The organism is Erythrobacter alti (assembly GCF_037996805.1).
Classification (GTDB): Bacteria; Pseudomonadota; Alphaproteobacteria; order Sphingomonadales; family Sphingomonadaceae; genus Alteraurantiacibacter; species Alteraurantiacibacter alti.
The window spans coordinates 68713-85503 of the sequence record NZ_JBBNAX010000001.1 but is presented as its reverse complement, the minus strand read 5'-3'; the positions used below and the strand labels follow the sequence as shown (position 1 = coordinate 85503).

The 16791-nt window shown below is 59.6% G+C and carries 17 protein-coding genes; 9 read left to right on the top strand and 8 right to left on the bottom strand.

What is annotated here, in order from left to right:
* Positions 1–25: 25 nt before the first annotated feature.
* Together AAC850_RS00365 and AAC850_RS00360 are read left to right on the top strand one after the other, a co-directional pair.
* Complete coding sequence (locus AAC850_RS00365) at positions 26–1231, top strand: type III PLP-dependent enzyme (protein ID WP_340586242.1); 1206 nt, start codon at positions 26–28, stop codon at positions 1229–1231.
* Positions 1232–1294: 63 nt separating this feature from the next.
* Positions 1295–2167, top strand: coding sequence for a DUF5694 domain-containing protein (locus tag AAC850_RS00360; protein ID WP_340586240.1), 873 nt, complete (start codon positions 1295–1297; stop codon positions 2165–2167).
* Between the two features lie 12 nt (positions 2168–2179).
* On the opposite strand, the gene AAC850_RS00355 is transcribed toward AAC850_RS00360, so the two are convergent.
* The 3 genes from AAC850_RS00355 to murI all read right to left on the bottom strand — a co-directional run bounded on the left by AAC850_RS00355 (position 2180) and on the right by murI (position 4649).
* The gene (locus tag AAC850_RS00355) at positions 2180–2458 is read right to left on the bottom strand and encodes a YdeI/OmpD-associated family protein (RefSeq protein WP_340586238.1); all 279 of its coding nucleotides are present in this window, start codon (positions 2456–2458) and stop codon (positions 2180–2182) included.
* 27 nt (positions 2459–2485) lie between these two features.
* On the bottom strand, positions 2486–3706 hold the full coding sequence (gene hemA / locus AAC850_RS00350) for a 5-aminolevulinate synthase (protein WP_340586237.1): 1221 nt from the start codon (positions 3704–3706) through the stop codon (positions 2486–2488).
* 148 nt (positions 3707–3854) lie between these two features.
* Positions 3855–4649 carry a glutamate racemase gene (gene murI, locus AAC850_RS00345; RefSeq protein WP_340586234.1) on the bottom strand — a complete coding sequence of 265 codons (795 nt, stop codon included), beginning with the start codon at positions 4647–4649 and terminating at the stop codon, positions 3855–3857.
* An 83-nt stretch (positions 4650–4732) separates the two neighbouring features.
* Between murI and plsY the strand changes: the two genes are divergently transcribed.
* The 6 genes from plsY to AAC850_RS00315 all read left to right on the top strand — a co-directional run bounded on the left by plsY (position 4733) and on the right by AAC850_RS00315 (position 10689).
* Positions 4733–5344, top strand: coding sequence for a glycerol-3-phosphate 1-O-acyltransferase PlsY (plsY, locus tag AAC850_RS00340; protein ID WP_340586232.1), 612 nt, complete (start codon positions 4733–4735; stop codon positions 5342–5344).
* Positions 5341–6459 (top strand): DNA-processing protein DprA, encoded by a 1119-nt coding sequence (gene dprA, locus AAC850_RS00335; protein WP_340586231.1) that lies wholly within the window; start codon positions 5341–5343, stop codon positions 6457–6459. Before plsY ends, dprA begins: the two co-directional genes overlap by 4 nt.
* A gap of 16 nt (positions 6460–6475) precedes the next feature.
* Positions 6476–7186, top strand: coding sequence for a hypothetical protein (locus AAC850_RS00330; protein ID WP_340586230.1), 711 nt, complete (start codon positions 6476–6478; stop codon positions 7184–7186).
* A 9-nt stretch (positions 7187–7195) separates the two neighbouring features.
* Positions 7196–7861, top strand: a complete 666-nt coding sequence (locus tag AAC850_RS00325) for a hypothetical protein (protein ID WP_340586228.1) — start codon at positions 7196–7198, stop codon at positions 7859–7861.
* Positions 7862–7954: 93 nt separating this feature from the next.
* A complete protein-coding gene (gene topA / locus AAC850_RS00320; RefSeq protein WP_340586227.1) occupies positions 7955–10507 on the top strand; it encodes a type I DNA topoisomerase in 2553 nt (850 codons plus the stop codon).
* Positions 10507–10689 carry a hypothetical protein gene (locus AAC850_RS00315; RefSeq protein ID WP_340586225.1) on the top strand — a complete coding sequence of 61 codons (183 nt, stop codon included), beginning with the start codon at positions 10507–10509 and terminating at the stop codon, positions 10687–10689. The genes topA and AAC850_RS00315 overlap by 1 nt, the downstream gene beginning before the upstream one ends.
* Before the next feature lie 21 nt (positions 10690–10710).
* Here AAC850_RS00315 and era read toward each other — a convergent pair whose 3' ends face one another.
* From era to lepB, 3 genes are read right to left on the bottom strand one after another with little or no spacing between them, the layout of a single operon-like run.
* Complete coding sequence (gene era / locus AAC850_RS00310) at positions 10711–11616, bottom strand: GTPase Era (protein ID WP_340586223.1); 906 nt, start codon at positions 11614–11616, stop codon at positions 10711–10713.
* Positions 11613–12284, bottom strand: coding sequence for a ribonuclease III (gene rnc, locus AAC850_RS00305; protein WP_340586221.1), 672 nt, complete (start codon positions 12282–12284; stop codon positions 11613–11615). Before rnc ends, era begins: the two co-directional genes overlap by 4 nt.
* Positions 12281–13162, bottom strand: coding sequence for a signal peptidase I (gene lepB / locus AAC850_RS00300; RefSeq protein WP_340586219.1), 882 nt, complete (start codon positions 13160–13162; stop codon positions 12281–12283). Before lepB ends, rnc begins: the two co-directional genes overlap by 4 nt.
* Positions 13163–13299: 137 nt before the next feature.
* Between lepB and pgi the strand changes: the two genes are divergently transcribed.
* Positions 13300–14826 (top strand): glucose-6-phosphate isomerase, encoded by a 1527-nt coding sequence (gene pgi, locus AAC850_RS00295; protein WP_340586217.1) that lies wholly within the window; start codon positions 13300–13302, stop codon positions 14824–14826.
* 10 nt (positions 14827–14836) lie between these two features.
* Here the strand turns inward: pgi and AAC850_RS00290 are convergent, their stop codons facing one another.
* Together AAC850_RS00290 and AAC850_RS00285 are read right to left on the bottom strand one after the other, a co-directional pair.
* Positions 14837–15976, bottom strand: a complete 1140-nt coding sequence (locus tag AAC850_RS00290) for a PAS domain-containing sensor histidine kinase (RefSeq protein WP_340586215.1) — start codon at positions 15974–15976, stop codon at positions 14837–14839.
* The gene (locus AAC850_RS00285) at positions 15969–16754 is read right to left on the bottom strand and encodes an alpha/beta fold hydrolase (RefSeq protein ID WP_340586214.1); all 786 of its coding nucleotides are present in this window, start codon (positions 16752–16754) and stop codon (positions 15969–15971) included. Before AAC850_RS00285 ends, AAC850_RS00290 begins: the two co-directional genes overlap by 8 nt.
* Positions 16755–16791 lie beyond the last annotated feature (37 nt).

The following is a 16791-nucleotide window of genomic DNA, read 5'->3' as shown; positions in this document are numbered from 1 at the left end:
TTAAAGCCTTAGGGGGTCCCTTGAGTTGCACGAATTTCCTGACGCCAAGGCTGTAGTTCAGGCGCTTGCGCCGGACGAACCCGTTATCCTTACTCGCCCGCACGCCGCGGCGCGCGCAGCCCGCTTCTTTGTCGAGAAGTTCCCGGGCAAGTCGATGTATGCCGTCAAGGCAAATCCCTCACCCGATCTGATCCAGATCCTGTGGGACAATGGCGTGTCGCACTACGATGTCGCCTCCATCGCGGAAGTGCGGCTGGTGCGCGGATTGCTCCCCGATGCGGTGCTGTGCCTGATGCATCCAGTGAAGACATCGCGCGCCATCCGCGAGGCTTACTTCGAACACGGCGTGAAGACCTTCAGCCTCGATACTCTCGAAGAGCTGGAAAAGATCGTGGACGCCACGACGGATGATGAAGGCAAGCCGGCGCGGGATCTCAACCTGCTCGTACGGCTGCGCGTGTCCTCAGAGCACTCGGAGCTATCGCTGGCCTCGAAATTCGGCATCGATCTCTCCGATGCGGCGCCATTGTTGCAGGCCACCCGCCAGCACAGCGATGCGCTGGGCATCTGTTTCCACGTAGGTAGCCAGGCGATGACGCCCTTTGCCTATGTCCAGGCGCTGGAACGCGTGCGTGCAGCGATTGCCGAAGCTGCGGTGACGGTTGATATTGTCGATGTCGGTGGCGGCTTTCCCAGCGTCTACCCCGGAATGGAACCGCCTCCGCTGGAAGATTACTTCGCGCTCATCCATCGCCATTTCGAGGCGTTGCCGATCTCGTATTCGGCAGAACTTTGGGCCGAGCCGGGGCGGGCGCTGTGCGCCGAATATTCCTCCATCATCGTGCGCGTGGAAAAACGCCGTGATAATGAACTGTATATCAACGACGGTGCCTATGGCGCGCTGTTTGATGCCGCGCATGTCGACTGGCGTTTTCCGGTGCGCGCGCTCGAGGACGATCTGATCAAGCCGCTCGGCGAATTCGCCTTCTACGGGCCGACCTGTGACGATGCCGATTACATGCAGGGTCCCTTCCAACTCCCCGAAGACATCCAGGCTGGCGATTACTTCGAAATCGGAATGCTTGGCGCTTACGGTGCTGCGATGAAGACGGCTTTTAACGGCTTCGGTGCGACCGAGGCAGCGATCGTCTCCGACGAGCCGATGGCGAGCCTGTACCGCGGTGACCGCCCTGATCCGCGCGCGAGCGACAATGTGGTGAGTCTGCGTTAGGCTTCAAGCGCTTGCATAGACTTTCGAGTGGGTTACCCTCCTGACCGTCACGGGAGTAACAAAATGCGAAAATTCCTAGTCACCTTCGCAGCCGCCTTGTTGGTTGCAGTGCCCACCCATGCACAGGAAAACGTCGCGGCAGGAGAAGATCCTGCGACGGTCGAGATCATGATTGTCGGGTCTTACCACTTCGCCAATCCGGGCGCCGACGTGATCAATATGGAATCGCCCGATATGCTGGCAGAGGATCGCCAGCGGGAATTGCACATACTTGCCGAAGCTCTCGCCCAGTGGGCACCGGATCGCATTGCACTGGAGGACGAGGCACTGGCACCGGGATATGAATTGCCGGCATTTGCCAATGCCGAACAAATGCTTGGCGAAACGCACAGTGAATCGGTCCAGATCGGGTTTCGTCTCGCGATGATGCTCGACCATGAGGCGGTCTATGGATTCGACGAACAGCCGGGCGAGGGTGAACCGGACTATTTCCCGTTCGTGCCGATGATGGAATTTGCCCAAGCGAACGGTCAGGCCCACATCATTGAATCCGCCATTGCGCGGACGCAAGCGAAAATCAGTGAGCAGCAGGCGCTCCTCGCCGAGCGGTCAGTCGCTGAATCGTTGCTCTTCCACAATGATCCGGCGTTAGTGGAGGGGATGCATGATGCGACCTATTACGCGATGCTTCCTGTCGGAAACGGCGATGAACAACCCGGTGCCGAACTCAATGCCTACTGGTATATGCGCAATGCCAAGATGTTCGCGAAACTTGCGGCGATCGCGCAGCCGGGGGATCGTGTGCTGGTAGTTGTCGGAAGTGGCCATGCCCGCTGGCTACGCCACTTTGCTCAGAACGCTCCGGGATTTGCACTGGTCGAGGCTCAACCATACGTTCGCGCCGCGGCTATCGCTTCCGCAATCGCAGCCCGCTAGGGGTTTTCGCAATTAAGCTTCGACCCGTTTGCGCGCCGATTCCTTGCGATGGTGGCAGCCCGGCCAGCAACAAGGGCGGCGTTTGCCCGCGTGCAGATCTTCCTTGAGCCGGGTGAGGCGTTTGGTGCGGGTGTCTTCCCGCTTTGCCGAAATCATCCAGCAGGTCCATTCGTTGCGAGCGAGCGGAGTCAGGCTTTTCCAGCGACTGAGCAGCGATTGATCGCTGTCGAGGACCGCGCGGAGATCATCCGGCGTGCGGTGTCGAAAGTCGGGCGAAGCAGGCTTGGTCAATCGAGGCCTCCCACGACTGCTGGCGAGTTAAGCAGCCTGCTGCAATTCCAGCTCGAGCCGTCCCCAGATTTCGACCAGCGCTTCGGTCAGATCGGCCATCATTGCTTCGGTGTGGGCCGGGCCCGGGGTGAAGCGCAGGCGTTCCGTTCCGCGCGGGACGGTGGGGAAATTGATCGGCTGCACATAGGCGCCGTATTCGGCGAGCAGAATGTCGCTGATCTTCTTGGCACGCACTGGATCGCCCACCATCAGCGGTACGATATGAGTGGTGGATTCCATTACCGGCAGGCCGGCTTCGCGGAAGCAGTGCTTGAGAGCGGCGGCATTGCGCTGCTGTGCCTCGCGCTCTTCGCTCGATTGCTTGAGATGCTTCACCGCTGCCAGCACACCGGCCACCAGCACAGGGCTGAGCGATGTGGTGAAGATAAAGCCCGGCGCGTAGGAGCGCACGCAATCTATGACCTTGCGGCTGGATGCGACATAGCCGCCCATCACACCGAAGGCCTTACCCAGCGTTCCTTCAATCAGGTCGAGCCGGTGGGCAGCCTCGTCCCGCTCTGAAATGCCGCCACCGTGTTCGCCATACATGCCCACGGCGTGGACCTCGTCGACATAGGTGAGTGCGTTGTATTTCTCTGCCAGGTCGCAAATTCCGTGGATCGGTGCGACATCGCCATCCATCGAATAAACGCTTTCGAAGGCAATCAGCTTGGGTGTCGCCTCGTCCTCGGCTGCGAGCAGTTCTTCGAGGTGTTCGAGATCATTGTGACGGAAGACCCGCTTCTCGCAGCCCGAATTGCGAATGCCTGCGATCATGCTGGCGTGGTTCAGTTCGTCAGAGAAAATCACACAGCCGGGCAGCAGCTTGGCGAGCGTGGACAAGGTCGCATCGTTGGAGACGTATCCGCTGGTGAAGACCAGCGCGGCTTCCTTGCCGTGCAAGTCCGCCAGCTCTTTCTCTAGCTCGATGTGATAATGCGTGTTGCCACCGATGTTGCGTGTGCCGCCAGAGCCAGCACCAACGTCGTGCAGCGCCGCTTCCATGGCTTCCACCACCTTGGGGTGCTGCCCCATGGCGAGGTAATCGTTGGAACACCACACAGTGATTGGCTTGGGACCATTGTGACCGGCAAAGCAGCGCGCATTCGGGAATGCGCCCTTATTGCGCAGGATATCGATGAACACGCGGTAGCGGCCTTCGGAATGAAGACGGTCAATCGCTTGGTCGAATATCTGGTCGTAATTCAAGGCTTCGCCCCGCGTAACGTCGCATGTCCATCTTGCGACCGGTAGTCAGGGGGCATTTAGGCAAGTAATCCGCCAGATTGAAGTGCGAAGTTTGCGAAGCGTTCGCAACAACGGGTTGGATCAATGCTGTCGTGAATGAGATCCCGGACTAGAAGCGAGTGATGTCGGATATTGCGTATGGCGCGAGTGCGGAGGCCAGCGCGGGGTCCAGTTCTCCTGTCACCACGGCTTTCGCGGCAATTTTGGCGTCGAACGGCTGGCCCATTGTGAGCGAAGCAATCCTCCGGGCGATGCCTTCCGATCCGTCGATGAAATGCACATCAGGACCCATTGCTGCGCGTAGCTCCGTTTCCAGTAGGGGGAAATGGGTGCAGGCAAGCACAACCGTATCGATCTCCTCGCCGCCGGGTTGGTTGCGTAGTCCTGCCACAGCCTCGGCAACGACAGCCTCTGCGGGTCTGCCGCCGCGCAATTTCGTCTCGGCGGCGCCGACCAAGGCGGGCGCTGCGTGGCGTATCAGGCGGTTGCCATTGGCAAAGCTGGCCTCGAGATCATCGACATAGGCTTGGCGGATAGTCGCCGCCGTGCCTAGCAACCCGATCGTGCCTGTCCTGGTGAGCGCGGCTGCGGGCTTGATCGCCGGAACAGTGCCGACAATCGGGATGTGCAGCACATCGCGCACCATGCCCAGTGCGATGGTGGAGGCAGTGTTGCAGGCGATGCAAGCGAGACGCGGCGCGAACCTCTCGCTCATCCGGCCCAGAAGACCGGCAACGCGAGCTGCAATCTCTGCCTCGGTCTTTTCGCCATAGGGCAGGCCGGCCGTGTCGGCGGCGTAGATGACCGGAGCTTCTGGAAGGATCTTGCGGAGCTGCGCCAGCACGGACAATCCGCCAAGGCCCGAATCGAACAGCAGGATGGGGGATGAAGGCGTTATGTCCATGCGACCCAAGCAGTTATAGGCTTCCTCCGATTTCGACAAGTTTGTGCTTTCACAAGCGTCTGGCGAATGGCTAAGGTTGGCGCATGGATCACTTTCTCGCGCTAATCATCGGCTACCTGTGCGGTTCGATCCCCTTTGGCCTCGTGCTGGCGCAAGCGGCGGGCAAGGGCGATATCCGCAATATCGGATCGGGCAATATCGGCGCGACCAACGTTTTGCGGACCGGTTCCAAGGGCTTGGCTGCGGGAACGCTGTTTCTCGATCTGCTCAAGGGTCTGGTCCCGGTCTTGCTTGCCGCTCAGATGGAAACTTCGCCTACCGAAATGCCAGCGGCAGCGTGGGGACCGGTGCCATTGGCGGCCATCGGTGCTGTGTTGGGGCACTGTTTTCCGGTGTGGCTCAACTTCAAGGGCGGCAAAGGCGTTGCCACCAATGCAGGCGTCGCCTTCGGCCTCGCGTGGCAGATCGGCCTTGCCTATGCGCTGGTCTGGATCGCCGTGCTGGCCATAATCCGCATTTCCTCTGTCGCGGGGATGAGTGCTGTAGTGGCCGCTGCGATCGCTGCGGTGGTTCTGGGCTTCGAATCCTTTGTTCCAGTGCTCGTGTTGATCGCGGCGCTCATCATCTGGCTCCACCGCGCCAATCTCGGACGGCTGGCCAAGGGTGAAGAACCAAGGGTCGGCAGCAAGAAGTGAACGCAACCGCCGCTCAACCGAAACCCGCGCTTACGCAGGATGAAGCCTTTGCGCGCATCCGGCTGCTACGTTCCGCCAACATCGGCCCGGTCAGCTACGCACAATTGCTGCGCCGGTTCGGTTCCGCGACACAGGCGCTGGACGCGCTTCCCGATCTTGCCAAGCGGGGTGCCAAACGTGATTACCGCCCCGCACCAGTTGAGCGCGTGGAGCGAGAAATTGCGGCGGCGCGCAAGGCGAGTGCCCGGTACGTTTTTCACGACATGCCGGATTATCCAGCGCTTCTGGCGCAGATGGAAAATGCGCCGCCTATCATAACTGTGCGCGGTGATATGGCGCTGGCAAACAAGCCTTGCGTTGCCATGGTCGGGGCGCGAAACGCTTCTGCCGCAGCTATCAAGCTGGCGCGCGATTTCGCCCGTGAATTGGGGGAGGGCGGTTTCACCGTCGTTTCCGGATTGGCACGCGGCGTTGATGGCGCCTGTCACGAAGGATCGATGCCCAGCACGATCGGCGTGATCGCGAGCGGTATCGACATCGCCTATCCGCCCCAACACGCCAAGCTGCAGGAACAGATTGCCAGCGACGCCCTTCTGATTGCCGAGGAAGCGCCGGGCACGGAGCCACGCGGCCAGCACTTTCCCAAGCGCAACCGCATCATTGCCGGCCTCGCCGCTGGCACGCTGGTAGTCGAGGCTGCAAAGAAGTCAGGATCACTCATCACCGCTCGCCTCGCAGGAGAGGCGGGGCGCGAGGTCATGGCTATACCCGGAAGCCCCTTGGAAGCCCGCAGCCATGGATGCAACCACCTGATCCGCGAAGGCGCCGTGCTCGTGCAAGATCCGCAAGACGTGATTGAACTGCTTTCTGGCTTCGATGGAGTGCCGCGCTCATCCTTCCGCGAGACCGCGCCCGCCTATGACTTCATGCCTGACGACATGAGCGAAGCGGACCCTGCCGACGTCCAGGGCCTGCTGACAACTGCGCCGGTGCCGGTGGACGAATTGATCCGTCAGTCGGGGGAAAGCGCAGGAGCCGTGCAAATGGCGCTGCTGGAGCTTGAAATCGCTGGCAAACTGGTGAGACATGCAGGGGGCAAGGTCAGCTTGGCCTGAATTCGGGGGACACGAAATGAATGAACGGCGCCAACTCGATATTGGCGAAATTCTCGGTCGAACTGCTGAAACGGTTTCATCTGCCGGGCGAGATGTCGCAGTGTTCGTATTGCTGATCGGCGGGCTTGGTGCCTTGGGCGTTGCCCTCGCGCTAACCACCAATATCGCGATGGAATTTGCCTCCGATATGACCGCCTCGGTCCCTGGAGGGCTTGCGGCGGCGCTGTTCGACTTATCGCTCAGCCTGGTCACCTGGATCGCCGGGTTTTTCCTCATGCGACGCTATCTCGAAGCGAGCGGCAGGCAATCGAGCGGTGTTGCGCATGTGTGGCTCTATCTCGGAATGTCGATCTTGTCGTTCCTCGGCCTCGTGGCGGGCCTGATCCTGCTGATTATTCCCGGCATCATACTGATGGTCAGATGGTCGGCGGCATCCGGTTTTCTTATCTCGGGTGAGAAAGGCGTCACCCAGTCGCTTGGCGCAAGTTTCGAGGCAACCAAGGGAAGCGGCTGGCAGATATTTTTTGCCGCGATAATCCTGCTGCTAGGTTTGGGGGTGATCGGCGCGGTTATCGGAGGGATTTTCGGGACTCTTAGTCTGACCGTGCTCATCTATGTGTCAGCATTTCTGGAAGCCTTCTCCAACGCGATCTTCTTGGCATTCGGGATCGCGATCTATCTCCTGCTTAGCGATGGCAACGAGGCTGTCCGAGAAGTGTTCTCCTGATCTGATCTGATGTCGTATATTCAGGAAAAACGTGTCGATCTCGGCCTGCTCATCAGGGACAGCTTTGCCGTGCTGGCTTCTGTGAAGCGGGAAGTGGCCCTGTACCTTGGCGGCCTGCTCGCGCTCGCGCTTCTTGCCGAAATCAACAGCCAGGTCAGGGGCATCGTGGCGATTGTCTCGCTCCTCGTCTTCTTCCTTGGACAATATTTCCTCTACCAGGCGATATTGCGCAAGGCGGGGTTGCTACAGGATGATCGGAAACGGATATTCGGCTTTGTCGGCATGACCTTGATGCTGGGTTTTGCGATCTATGTCGGTTTCGCATTCCTCGTCATCCCCGGCCTGCTGCTGGGTGCGAAGTGGATCATGGCCCCGACCTACCTCGTGGCCCGTGATCGCAATGTGTTCGAAGCGATTGGCGACAGCTGGCGCGCGAGTGAATTCAACACCGGCCAACTGGTGGTGGGTTATCTGGTGTTCTGGGTGTTGTGGACTGTGGTCTTCATCGCGCTGGCCGGGATCGGGGAGGCAATTCTCCCATCAGGTGGAGGATCGCAGTCAGCCCTTGCGTGGTTGGCGATGCACCTCCTGCCGGTCGCAATGATGGGTCTGTCGATCGCCACCTACCGCCAGTTGAGCGACGATACCAATAGCTTGACCCAAGTGTTCGCTTGACCTGAGGCCGACCCGCCATCATGCGCTTGACGAATCTCGCGAAGCCTTCACCCTCGCGCGTACGTACACGTGTAAGGACAGACCCGGACCATCATGCAGCTCGTCATCGTTGAATCCCCCGCCAAAGCGAAAACAATCGAGAAATATCTGGGCAAGGACTTCAAGGTCCTCGCATCCTATGGCCATGTCCGCGATCTGCCGCCCAAGGATGGCAGCGTTCGGCCGGACGAGGATTTCGCGATGGACTGGGAAGTCTACTCGGACCAGCGCAACCGCAGCCAGGTGAAGGCGATTGCCGATGCGGCGAAGAAATCCGACCGCCTGATCCTCGCGACCGACCCAGACCGCGAGGGCGAAGCGATCAGCTGGCACGTGCTGGAACTGCTCAAGAAGCGCAAGGCGCTGCCCGCAGAGGTTGAGCGCGTCACGTTCAACGCCATCACCAAGGCTGCCGTCACAGAGGCGATGAAAAGCCCGCGAGAGCTCGATACAGACCTGATCGACGCATATTTGGGTCGACGCGCGCTGGACTACCTGTTCGGCTTCACGCTCAGCCCCGTCCTTTGGCGCAAGCTGCCTGGCGCGAAATCTGCCGGTCGTGTGCAATCGGTGGCGCTGCGCCTGATCTGCGAGCGCGAGCGTGAAATCGAACTCTTCATTCCGCAGGAATATTGGTCTGTCACCGCCAAGATGGAGCACGATGGCACCGCTTTCGATGCCCGTCTGGTGCGTTTCGAGGGCAAGAAGCTGGAACGGCTCTCCATCGGCGACAAGGGCACTGCTGATGCTGCCAGGACTGCTGTAGAGCATGGTCGCTTCACGGTCGAGGAAGTCGAGACCAAGCCGCTCAAGCGCAGCCCTGCGCCGCCGTTCACCACTTCGACGCTGCAACAGGAAGCAGCTCGCAAACTCGGCTTCTCCGCCAGCCATACGATGCGCTGTGCCCAGTCGCTCTATGAAGCTGGGGCGATTACCTACATGCGTACCGATGGCGTTGGCATGGACATGAGCGCGATCATGGCCGCGCGCGATGCCATAGCCGATCGATTTGCCGACGAATATCGCCCAGAAAAGCCGCGCTTCTACAAAACCAAGGCCAAGAATGCGCAGGAAGCGCACGAGGCTATCCGCCCGACCGATTTCCGTAAGGACCGCGCCGGATCGGGTGACGAGGCCAAGCTGTATGATCTGATCTTCAAGCGCGCGATGGCGAGCCAGATGGCCACGGCGCAGCTCGAACGCACGACGATCACGATGCGCGATCCGACCGGGCAGCACGAACTGCGCTCCACCGGACAGGTGGTGAAATTCCCGGGCTTCCTCGCCGTCTATTCGGAAAGCTTCGACGACACGTCGGACAATGACGATGACAACCTGCTCCCGATCATGCGCAAGGGTGATGCGCCCGCGAAGAAGGATGTCGAAGCCACGCAGCACTTCACGCAGCCACCGCCGCGCTTTTCGGAAGCGTCGCTGGTCAAGCGGTTGGAGGAACTGGGTATCGGACGTCCGTCGACCTATGCCTCGACAATCCAGACCCTGCGTGACCGCGATTACGTGAGGATGGAGAAAAACCGTTTCTTTGCCGAAGATTCGGGCCGTCTCCTGACAGCATTTCTGGAACGGTTCTTCCCCCGCTACGTAGCCTATGATTTTACCGCCAGCCTGGAAGACGAGCTGGACGAAGTCAGCGGCGGCCGCGCACAGTACAAGGCCTTGCTCGAGAACTTCTGGCGCGACTTTAAGCCCAAGAGTGACGAGGTCATGGAGCGCCAACCTTCGGAAGTAACCGAAGTGCTCGACGAATTCCTCGCCGATTTCCTGTTCCCGCCGCGCGAAGACGGCAATCCGCCGCGCTTTTGTCCGCTGTGCGCAGAGCAAGGCCGCGAAGGCGGCGAGTTGCACCTGCGCGGTGGCCGTTATGGGGCTTTCATCGGCTGTGTGAATTACCCCGAATGCAGCTTCCGTCGTAAGTTCGGTCAACCCGGCGGTGACGACGGATCGGACGATGGCGTCATGGGCGAACACCCGGAAACGGGCGACCCGATCGAACGCAAATCAGGCCGCTTTGGTCCCTATGTGCAGATGGGTGAGGGCAAGGAAGCCAAACGTGCCTCCATCCCCAAGGATGTCGATGATTTCGACCTCGAATGGGCGGTGAAGTTGCTCGACCTGCCTCGCATCATTGGCGCCCATCCGGAAACGGGTAAGGAAATCGAAGCTGCCATTGGCCGCTACGGCCCTTACCTGCGCCACGATGGCAAATACGCGAAGCTGTCATCAACACGCGATGTGTTCGAGACAGGCATGAACGCTGCTGTCACGTTGTTGGCCGAAGCCGCCAATCGCAAGGGTGGTGGACGCGGCAGCCGCGAGCCGCTGAAGGTGCTCGGCAAGACCGAGGCGGGTGACGATGTGAAGCTGATGGATGGCCGCTATGGTCCGTACATCACCGATGGCAACGTCAACGCTACGATCCCCAAGGACAAGGACAAGGACGCGCTTACACTGGAAGAGGCGCTGGTAATGATCGCGGAAAAGGCAGCGAAAGGTCCAGCAAAGAAGAAGCGCAAGGCTCCGGCAAAGAAGAAGGCTGCTGCAAAGAAGAAAGCAGCACCCAAGAAAAAAGCTGCAGTGAAAAGCTGATGGCGAAAGAACGCTTCGAACGCCACAAGCAGCCCTGGAATGCCGAAGAGGCGGGCAAGCTGAAACTGCTCGCCTCCAAGGGTCAGGGGCTGAAGCAGATCGCCAAGTCGCTCAACCGGAGCGAGGAATCGACGCGTGACTTCGCCAAGAAGAACAAGATTGCGGTGGCTAAGAAGCGTTAGCCAAGCTGCGCCTGTCGTGCCTTACCGGACCCAGTCGAGCCCCATTTCCTCGTAGACCTCGCGGTTTTCGGACCAGCGGTCGTCGACCTTCACGTGCAGGAAGAGATGCACCTTCACGCCGAGGATCTCGCTCAATTCCTTGCGCGCTTCCTCGCCGATTTCCTTGATCCGGCGGCCCCCCTTGCCAAGCACGATGGGCTTCTGACTGTCTCGCGCGATCACGATCTGCTGGCGCACCTCGACGCTGCCATCTGGCCGGACGGTATAGCTCTCGGGCCGCACAGCGGCATCGTAGGGCAATTCCTCGTGCAATTGGCGGTAAAGCTGTTCGCGCGTCACTTCGGCAGCGAGCAGGCGTTCTGACGCGTCCGAGACCTGGTCTTCGGGAAAGTGCCACGGACCTTCGGGCATCATCTCGGCGAGGCGATCCTTCAGTTCGGGCACGCCGTCTCCGGTAAGGGCGGAAACGAAGAAGACCTCGCCGAAATCGACCTCGGCGTTCATTTCCTGTGCAAGTTCGAGCAGCGGCTCTTTCTTCGAAACATCGACCTTGTTGAGCACGAGGATCTTGCGTTCCGGCCGGTTCTTGAGCGATTCCAGCAGCGGCATCAGCTCGTGGCGGCGTTGCTTCACCGGATCGACCAGCAGCACGACCGCATCGGCAGCCTGTGCACCTTCCCACGCGGCGCTCACCATGGCGCGATCGAGGCGGCGGCGCGGCTCGAAGATACCCGGGGTATCCACCAGCAGGATCTGCGTGGCACCATGCAGCGCAATGCCGAGCAGTCGCGCGCGCGTGGTTTGCGCCTTCGCCGAAGTGATCGCGACCTTCTGGCCGACAAGCTGGTTGACCAGCGTCGATTTGCCCGCGTTCGGCGCGCCGATCACGGCGACCAGACCGCATTTCGTTGCCTCTTTATCGCTCATCCAAATTTCTCCATGAACAGCCGGGCAGCCTGCGTCTCCGCTTCCTGCTTGCCGCCTGCCGTCGCTTCTACTTCGCCGACCTTGTGCACGCTCACCCGCACGGTGAAACGGCGGGCGTGGTCCGGTCCATCGGTTGCTACTACTGTATATTCAGGCGGGCGGCGCTGATTGCCTGCGGCCCATTCCTGCAGCGCGGATTTGGGATGTTTCGATTTTCCCGCAGCGCCATCCACTGCGCCGCGCCAGAGTTTGCGGATAAGGTCCTGCGTCGCGTCGAAACCGGCTTCGAGGAAATTTGCGCCGAGCAGCGATTCCATGATGTCGCCGAGCACATTGTCACTGTCATGCGCGCCATCGTCGCGCGCCTGCTTGCCCATGCGGACGTGGTCGGGAACACCGATTTCGCGGGCGTGAGTGGCACACGATCCCTTCGAAACCAGCGCATTAAGACGCTGTGCCATTCTGCCTTCGTCCGAACGTGCCTCGGCGTAAAGCCAGTGGGCTATCGTCAAACCCAGCACTCGATCACCCAGGAACTCCAGGCGTTGATAGTCGCGCGGTTCGCCGGTGCTGCCATGCGTAAGTGCTTCCAGCCAAAGTTCGCTGTTGCCTACGGTAAAGCCATGCGATTCAAGCCAGCGGCGTGTCTCTGCGCCAAGCCTGCTCATATTCCGCGAAACATCCTGCTCCAGCGTGCCGCAGTGAACCAGGTCCAGGGCTTCACCCACTCGGCGCTGCCATCAGTGGACCAGTACATGAAGCTCGCTTCTGCCACGAGATTTTCCTCGGGAACAAGACCGATCCCGCCGCCGACCTGCGATGGGAAGCGGCTGTCCAGCGAGTTGTCGCGGTTGTCGCCCATCAGGAACAGCTTGCCTTCGGGCACGATAACCGGCGCTGTGTTGTCCGGGTCCAGTTGGAGCATGGGGTTGTAATCGGCCGGGCCGAAATCGAGGATGTTGTATGTCACGCCATTGGGCAGCGTTTCGCGGAATTGCGGATAGCGGCACGCGGCCGAACCATCGGCAAGCTCGGTCCGGAAACGGGGCCTGCTGCAACGCCCGTCAGCGACGATCGGGAGGATGAAATCCTCGATAGCAACCCGTTCGACTGGCTGACCGTTGAGGTGTAGCGCGCCTTCGATCACTTGCACGCTGTCGCCCGGAAGTCCGATTACCCGTTTGATGTAGTCAGATTCATCGATCGGGTGCTTGAAAATCACGATATCACCCCGCTCCGGCAGGCTGGCGAGAACGCGTCCGTCGCCGATGTCCGGGCTGCCGGGAAGCGAGAAGCGCGAATAGCCGTAGGACCACTTTTGCGAGAACAGATAGTCGCCCACCAACAGGCGCGGCATCATGCTTTCGGATGGAATGTTAAAGCTGGTGAAGAACAGTGTGCGGAAGATCAGCACCACGATCACCAATTTGACGAGAAAGATGCTGAAGCTCTTCCAGTCCTCTTTCTCAGCCGTTTTGTCCGGTTCTGCGGCGAGTGCCTTTGCAGATGCGGGTTCCTGGATTTCTCTGATATGCTCGTTTGTCATCGGGCAAAGCTCATGTTGTGCCTAGCCCTTCGCGTCAAGCAAATCGGTCCGCGTTGCGGTGAAAATGCGGGGTTGCAATGGAAACGGGAAGGGGGCAGCGCGATATGGTAATTACGCTTTCTGAGAGGACATGACTTGTGGCCGTGACATGCAATGAAGCCTGGGAAAAGATTACCTTGCATCAGGATCCTTCTCTGAAGGAGCTGTTTGCCGACGATCCGGAGCGGGTCGAGAAGCTATCGGCGCGGCTTGAGCTTACCCGTGGGGACGTCGCGACGGGCATCCTTTTCGATTGGTCCAAGACCCATTTAACGGACGATTTGCTTAGCGATTTCGAAGAGCTGGCACTGGCCTGCGGCTTCGATGACATGCGCGAAAAACTGTTTGCCGGCGAAGTCGTCAACCCGACCGAGGGGCGGGCGGCAGAACACTCTGCGCTGCGCGGTGTGGGCAAGGAAAGCAGCGTCGAGGAAGCGGATGCGCTCCGCGAACGGATGCGTCTGATGGTCGGTGCAATGCACGAAGGTGCATTCGGGGAGATCAAGCACCTCATCCATATCGGGATCGGTGGCAGCGCACTCGGCCCGGCGCTCGCGGTCGATGCACTGGCGCGTGACCTGCCAGTGGTGGATGTGCATGTCGTCTCCAACATTGATGGTGTGGCGCTTGAGGAGGCCTTCGAGGCGTGCGACCCGGCGACGACTTTCATTGCGGTCGCATCAAAGACCTTCACCACAATCGAGACGATGACCAATGCGCAAAGCGCGCTCAAATGGTTGGCTGACAGCGGTGTGGAGGATTCCACCGGACGCGTTATCGCGCTCACTGCGGCGCCGGAAAAGGCGGTGGAGTGGGGCGTCGATGAGACGCGCATCCTGCCTTTCGCGGAAAGTGTGGGCGGGCGGTACTCGCTTTGGTCCTCAATTGGCTTTCCGGTGGCCATCGCCGTGGGATGGGAAGATTTCCAGGCTATACTCGATGGAGCGGCCCGCGTGGACGAGCATTTCCGCGACACTGATGGGCGTAAAAACCTACCGCTGCGCGCGGCCTTTGCCGATCTGTATTACTCCCGGATCAAGGGCGCGCAGACCCGCGCCGTATTCGCGTATGACGAGCGGTTGCGGTTGTTGCCAGACTACCTCCAGCAGCTCGAAATGGAATCGAACGGCAAGAGCGTGACGGTCGAAGGCCATCCGACAGAGCCTACAGCGCCGATTACCTGGGGCGGGGTTGGCACCGATGCACAGCACGCGGTGTTCCAACTCCTCCATCAGGGCACCCATTTGATCCCGGTTGATTTCATCGCCAGCGTCGAAGCAGGCGATACGCTGGATGCAGCGCATCACCATATATTGCTGATGAATTGTTTTGCGCAGGGCGCGGCCCTGATGGCAGGCAAGTCGAGCGACGATCCGCATCGCAACTATCCGGGTGATCGGCCTTCAGCAACGATCCTTGTCGATGACTTGGACGCGACGACGTTTGGTGCATTGGTCGCGTTCCACGAACACCGCACCTTCGCGAATGCCGTGCTGATGAATATCAATCCGTTTGACCAGTTCGGCGTCGAGCTGGGCAAAGAAATCGCGAAGAAAATCGAGGCAGGCGGAGAACGCTTCGATCCAAGTACCGAAGCGCTGCTGAAGGCTGCCGGAGTAAGCTGAACTCGCGAGATCAGCCCGGATCGGAATCGTCGATGGATTTCTGCCGGGTCGGCATTTCGAAACGGAATACGTTTTTTCCATCCTTTGGAAGGACCGACATCTCGCCACCATGCGCCTCGGCAATCTGGTTGACGATGTAGAGACCGAGCCCGAGGCCATCGCGGTTGCGTGACGACTTCCCACGATGGAAAGGCTGGAAAAGGTTTTTCAGAATTTCGCGAGGAATGGGCGCGCCGGCATTGGCAACTTCCGCATGAAATCGGTCAGATTCGATCCAGGCTCGCACTTCTACGGGAGTTTCAGTGTCGCCGTGTTGCAAGGCGTTGGACACGAGATTGGCAAACAACTGACATATCCGGGCTTCGTCGCAATCGACAGGTTTGGTGACGGAGATGTCGTAGCTAATTTCGCGTTCCGGGTGAGCAATTTGTACCTCGGACACCACATGTTCGATCGCTTCCTGCAAGGTCGAGCTGCGCTCCAATTCGACCGGAAATGATGAACCCAGCCTCCCGCGCGCAAAATCCATCACATCTTTCACAAGGTCGAGCGCGCGAGAAGTGGCCGCACCAATTTCCGCAATGATCAGCGCCGTGCGCTCACGGTCGTCGTGGTTTGACTCCAGCATTTTGCTGCCAACCTGAACCGCAGCCAGTGGATTGCGCAAATCATGGCCAAGGACCGCGACGAATTGTTCGCGCAAGACGGCCTCATCTTCCCGCCGTTTCGCTTCCTCTTCAGCCTTGCGTCGCGCAATTAACAGATCGCGTTCGTACCTGCGGCGATCAACAGACTTGAAGATAGTCAACCGCGTAAGCAGTAGCGAGCCTTCGGGAGAGCGCCGTTCGGAAGCGTTGGCGATGACCGGGACCAAACTGCCGTCCTGGGTCTTCAGATCAAGCGCGATCTCGTGAACGAAACCCTGCATCCGCAAGAGCGGCGCGATGTGCGTCTCATATGCAATCTTGCCTCCCATCCCGAGCAATTCATGCACTCGGCGGCCGACAACCTCATCCGCCTCACAGTCGATCCACTCGAGCAAAGTTGCGTTTGCGTGCATGATCTGGGCTTGGTCGTCGAGTGTGACGTAGCCACAAGGAGCATTCTCGAACAGGTCGCGGAGATCGAGATCCGGAACCGATTCAGACAAAGGAGCGGATCGCTTCGGTCACTTCGTCCGGAGCGCTCAAATTGGGACAATGTCCGCTCGCATCGAGCATGACGAATTCGGCATTCGGCACATTGTCTGCAACATATCGGCCCACCGATTCTGCGGCGATAATGTCATCGCTACATTGCAGGACGAGCGTACGAGCCGGAATTTTCGTCAGGTCGTCACGGTTGTCCGACAGGAATGTCGTGCGCGCAAATTGCCGGGCGATCTCAGGATCGGTTGCGCAAAAACTGTTAGTCAGCCGTTCGCCGAGTTCGGGGCGGTCAGGGTTCCCCATGATGGCCGGCCCCATGGCTGCAGACCAGCCCATGTGGTTATCCTCGAGGAACTGTAGCAATTCCTCGATCTGCTGTTCCTCAAAACCACCGGTATACCCGTCAGCATTGAGATAGCGCGGAGAGGGGCCAACCATAATCAGGTCGGAGAAGAGTTCCGGCGCCGCAATCGTTGCCAGGGCACCAATCATGGCGCTTACGGAATGGCCGACAAAAATAGCGTTGGTCAGCCCGAGTTCCCGTCCAATGTCGACGACATCTTGCGCATAGCCTTCCAGCGAGGAGTAGCGGTCCTTGTCATATGCTGACAAATCCGACTGGCCCGATCCGACGTAATCGAACAGGACGATCCGATACTCTTCCTGCAGCTTCTCAGCCACAGGCAGCCACATGGCCTGGTCACAACCAAACCCGTGTGCGAACACCATCGTGCGCTCGCCCGACCCGAATATGCGCACGTTATTTCGTCTGATTACCATGCGGTGACTTTAGATGCTCAGCGCTGGAAATGAAGTC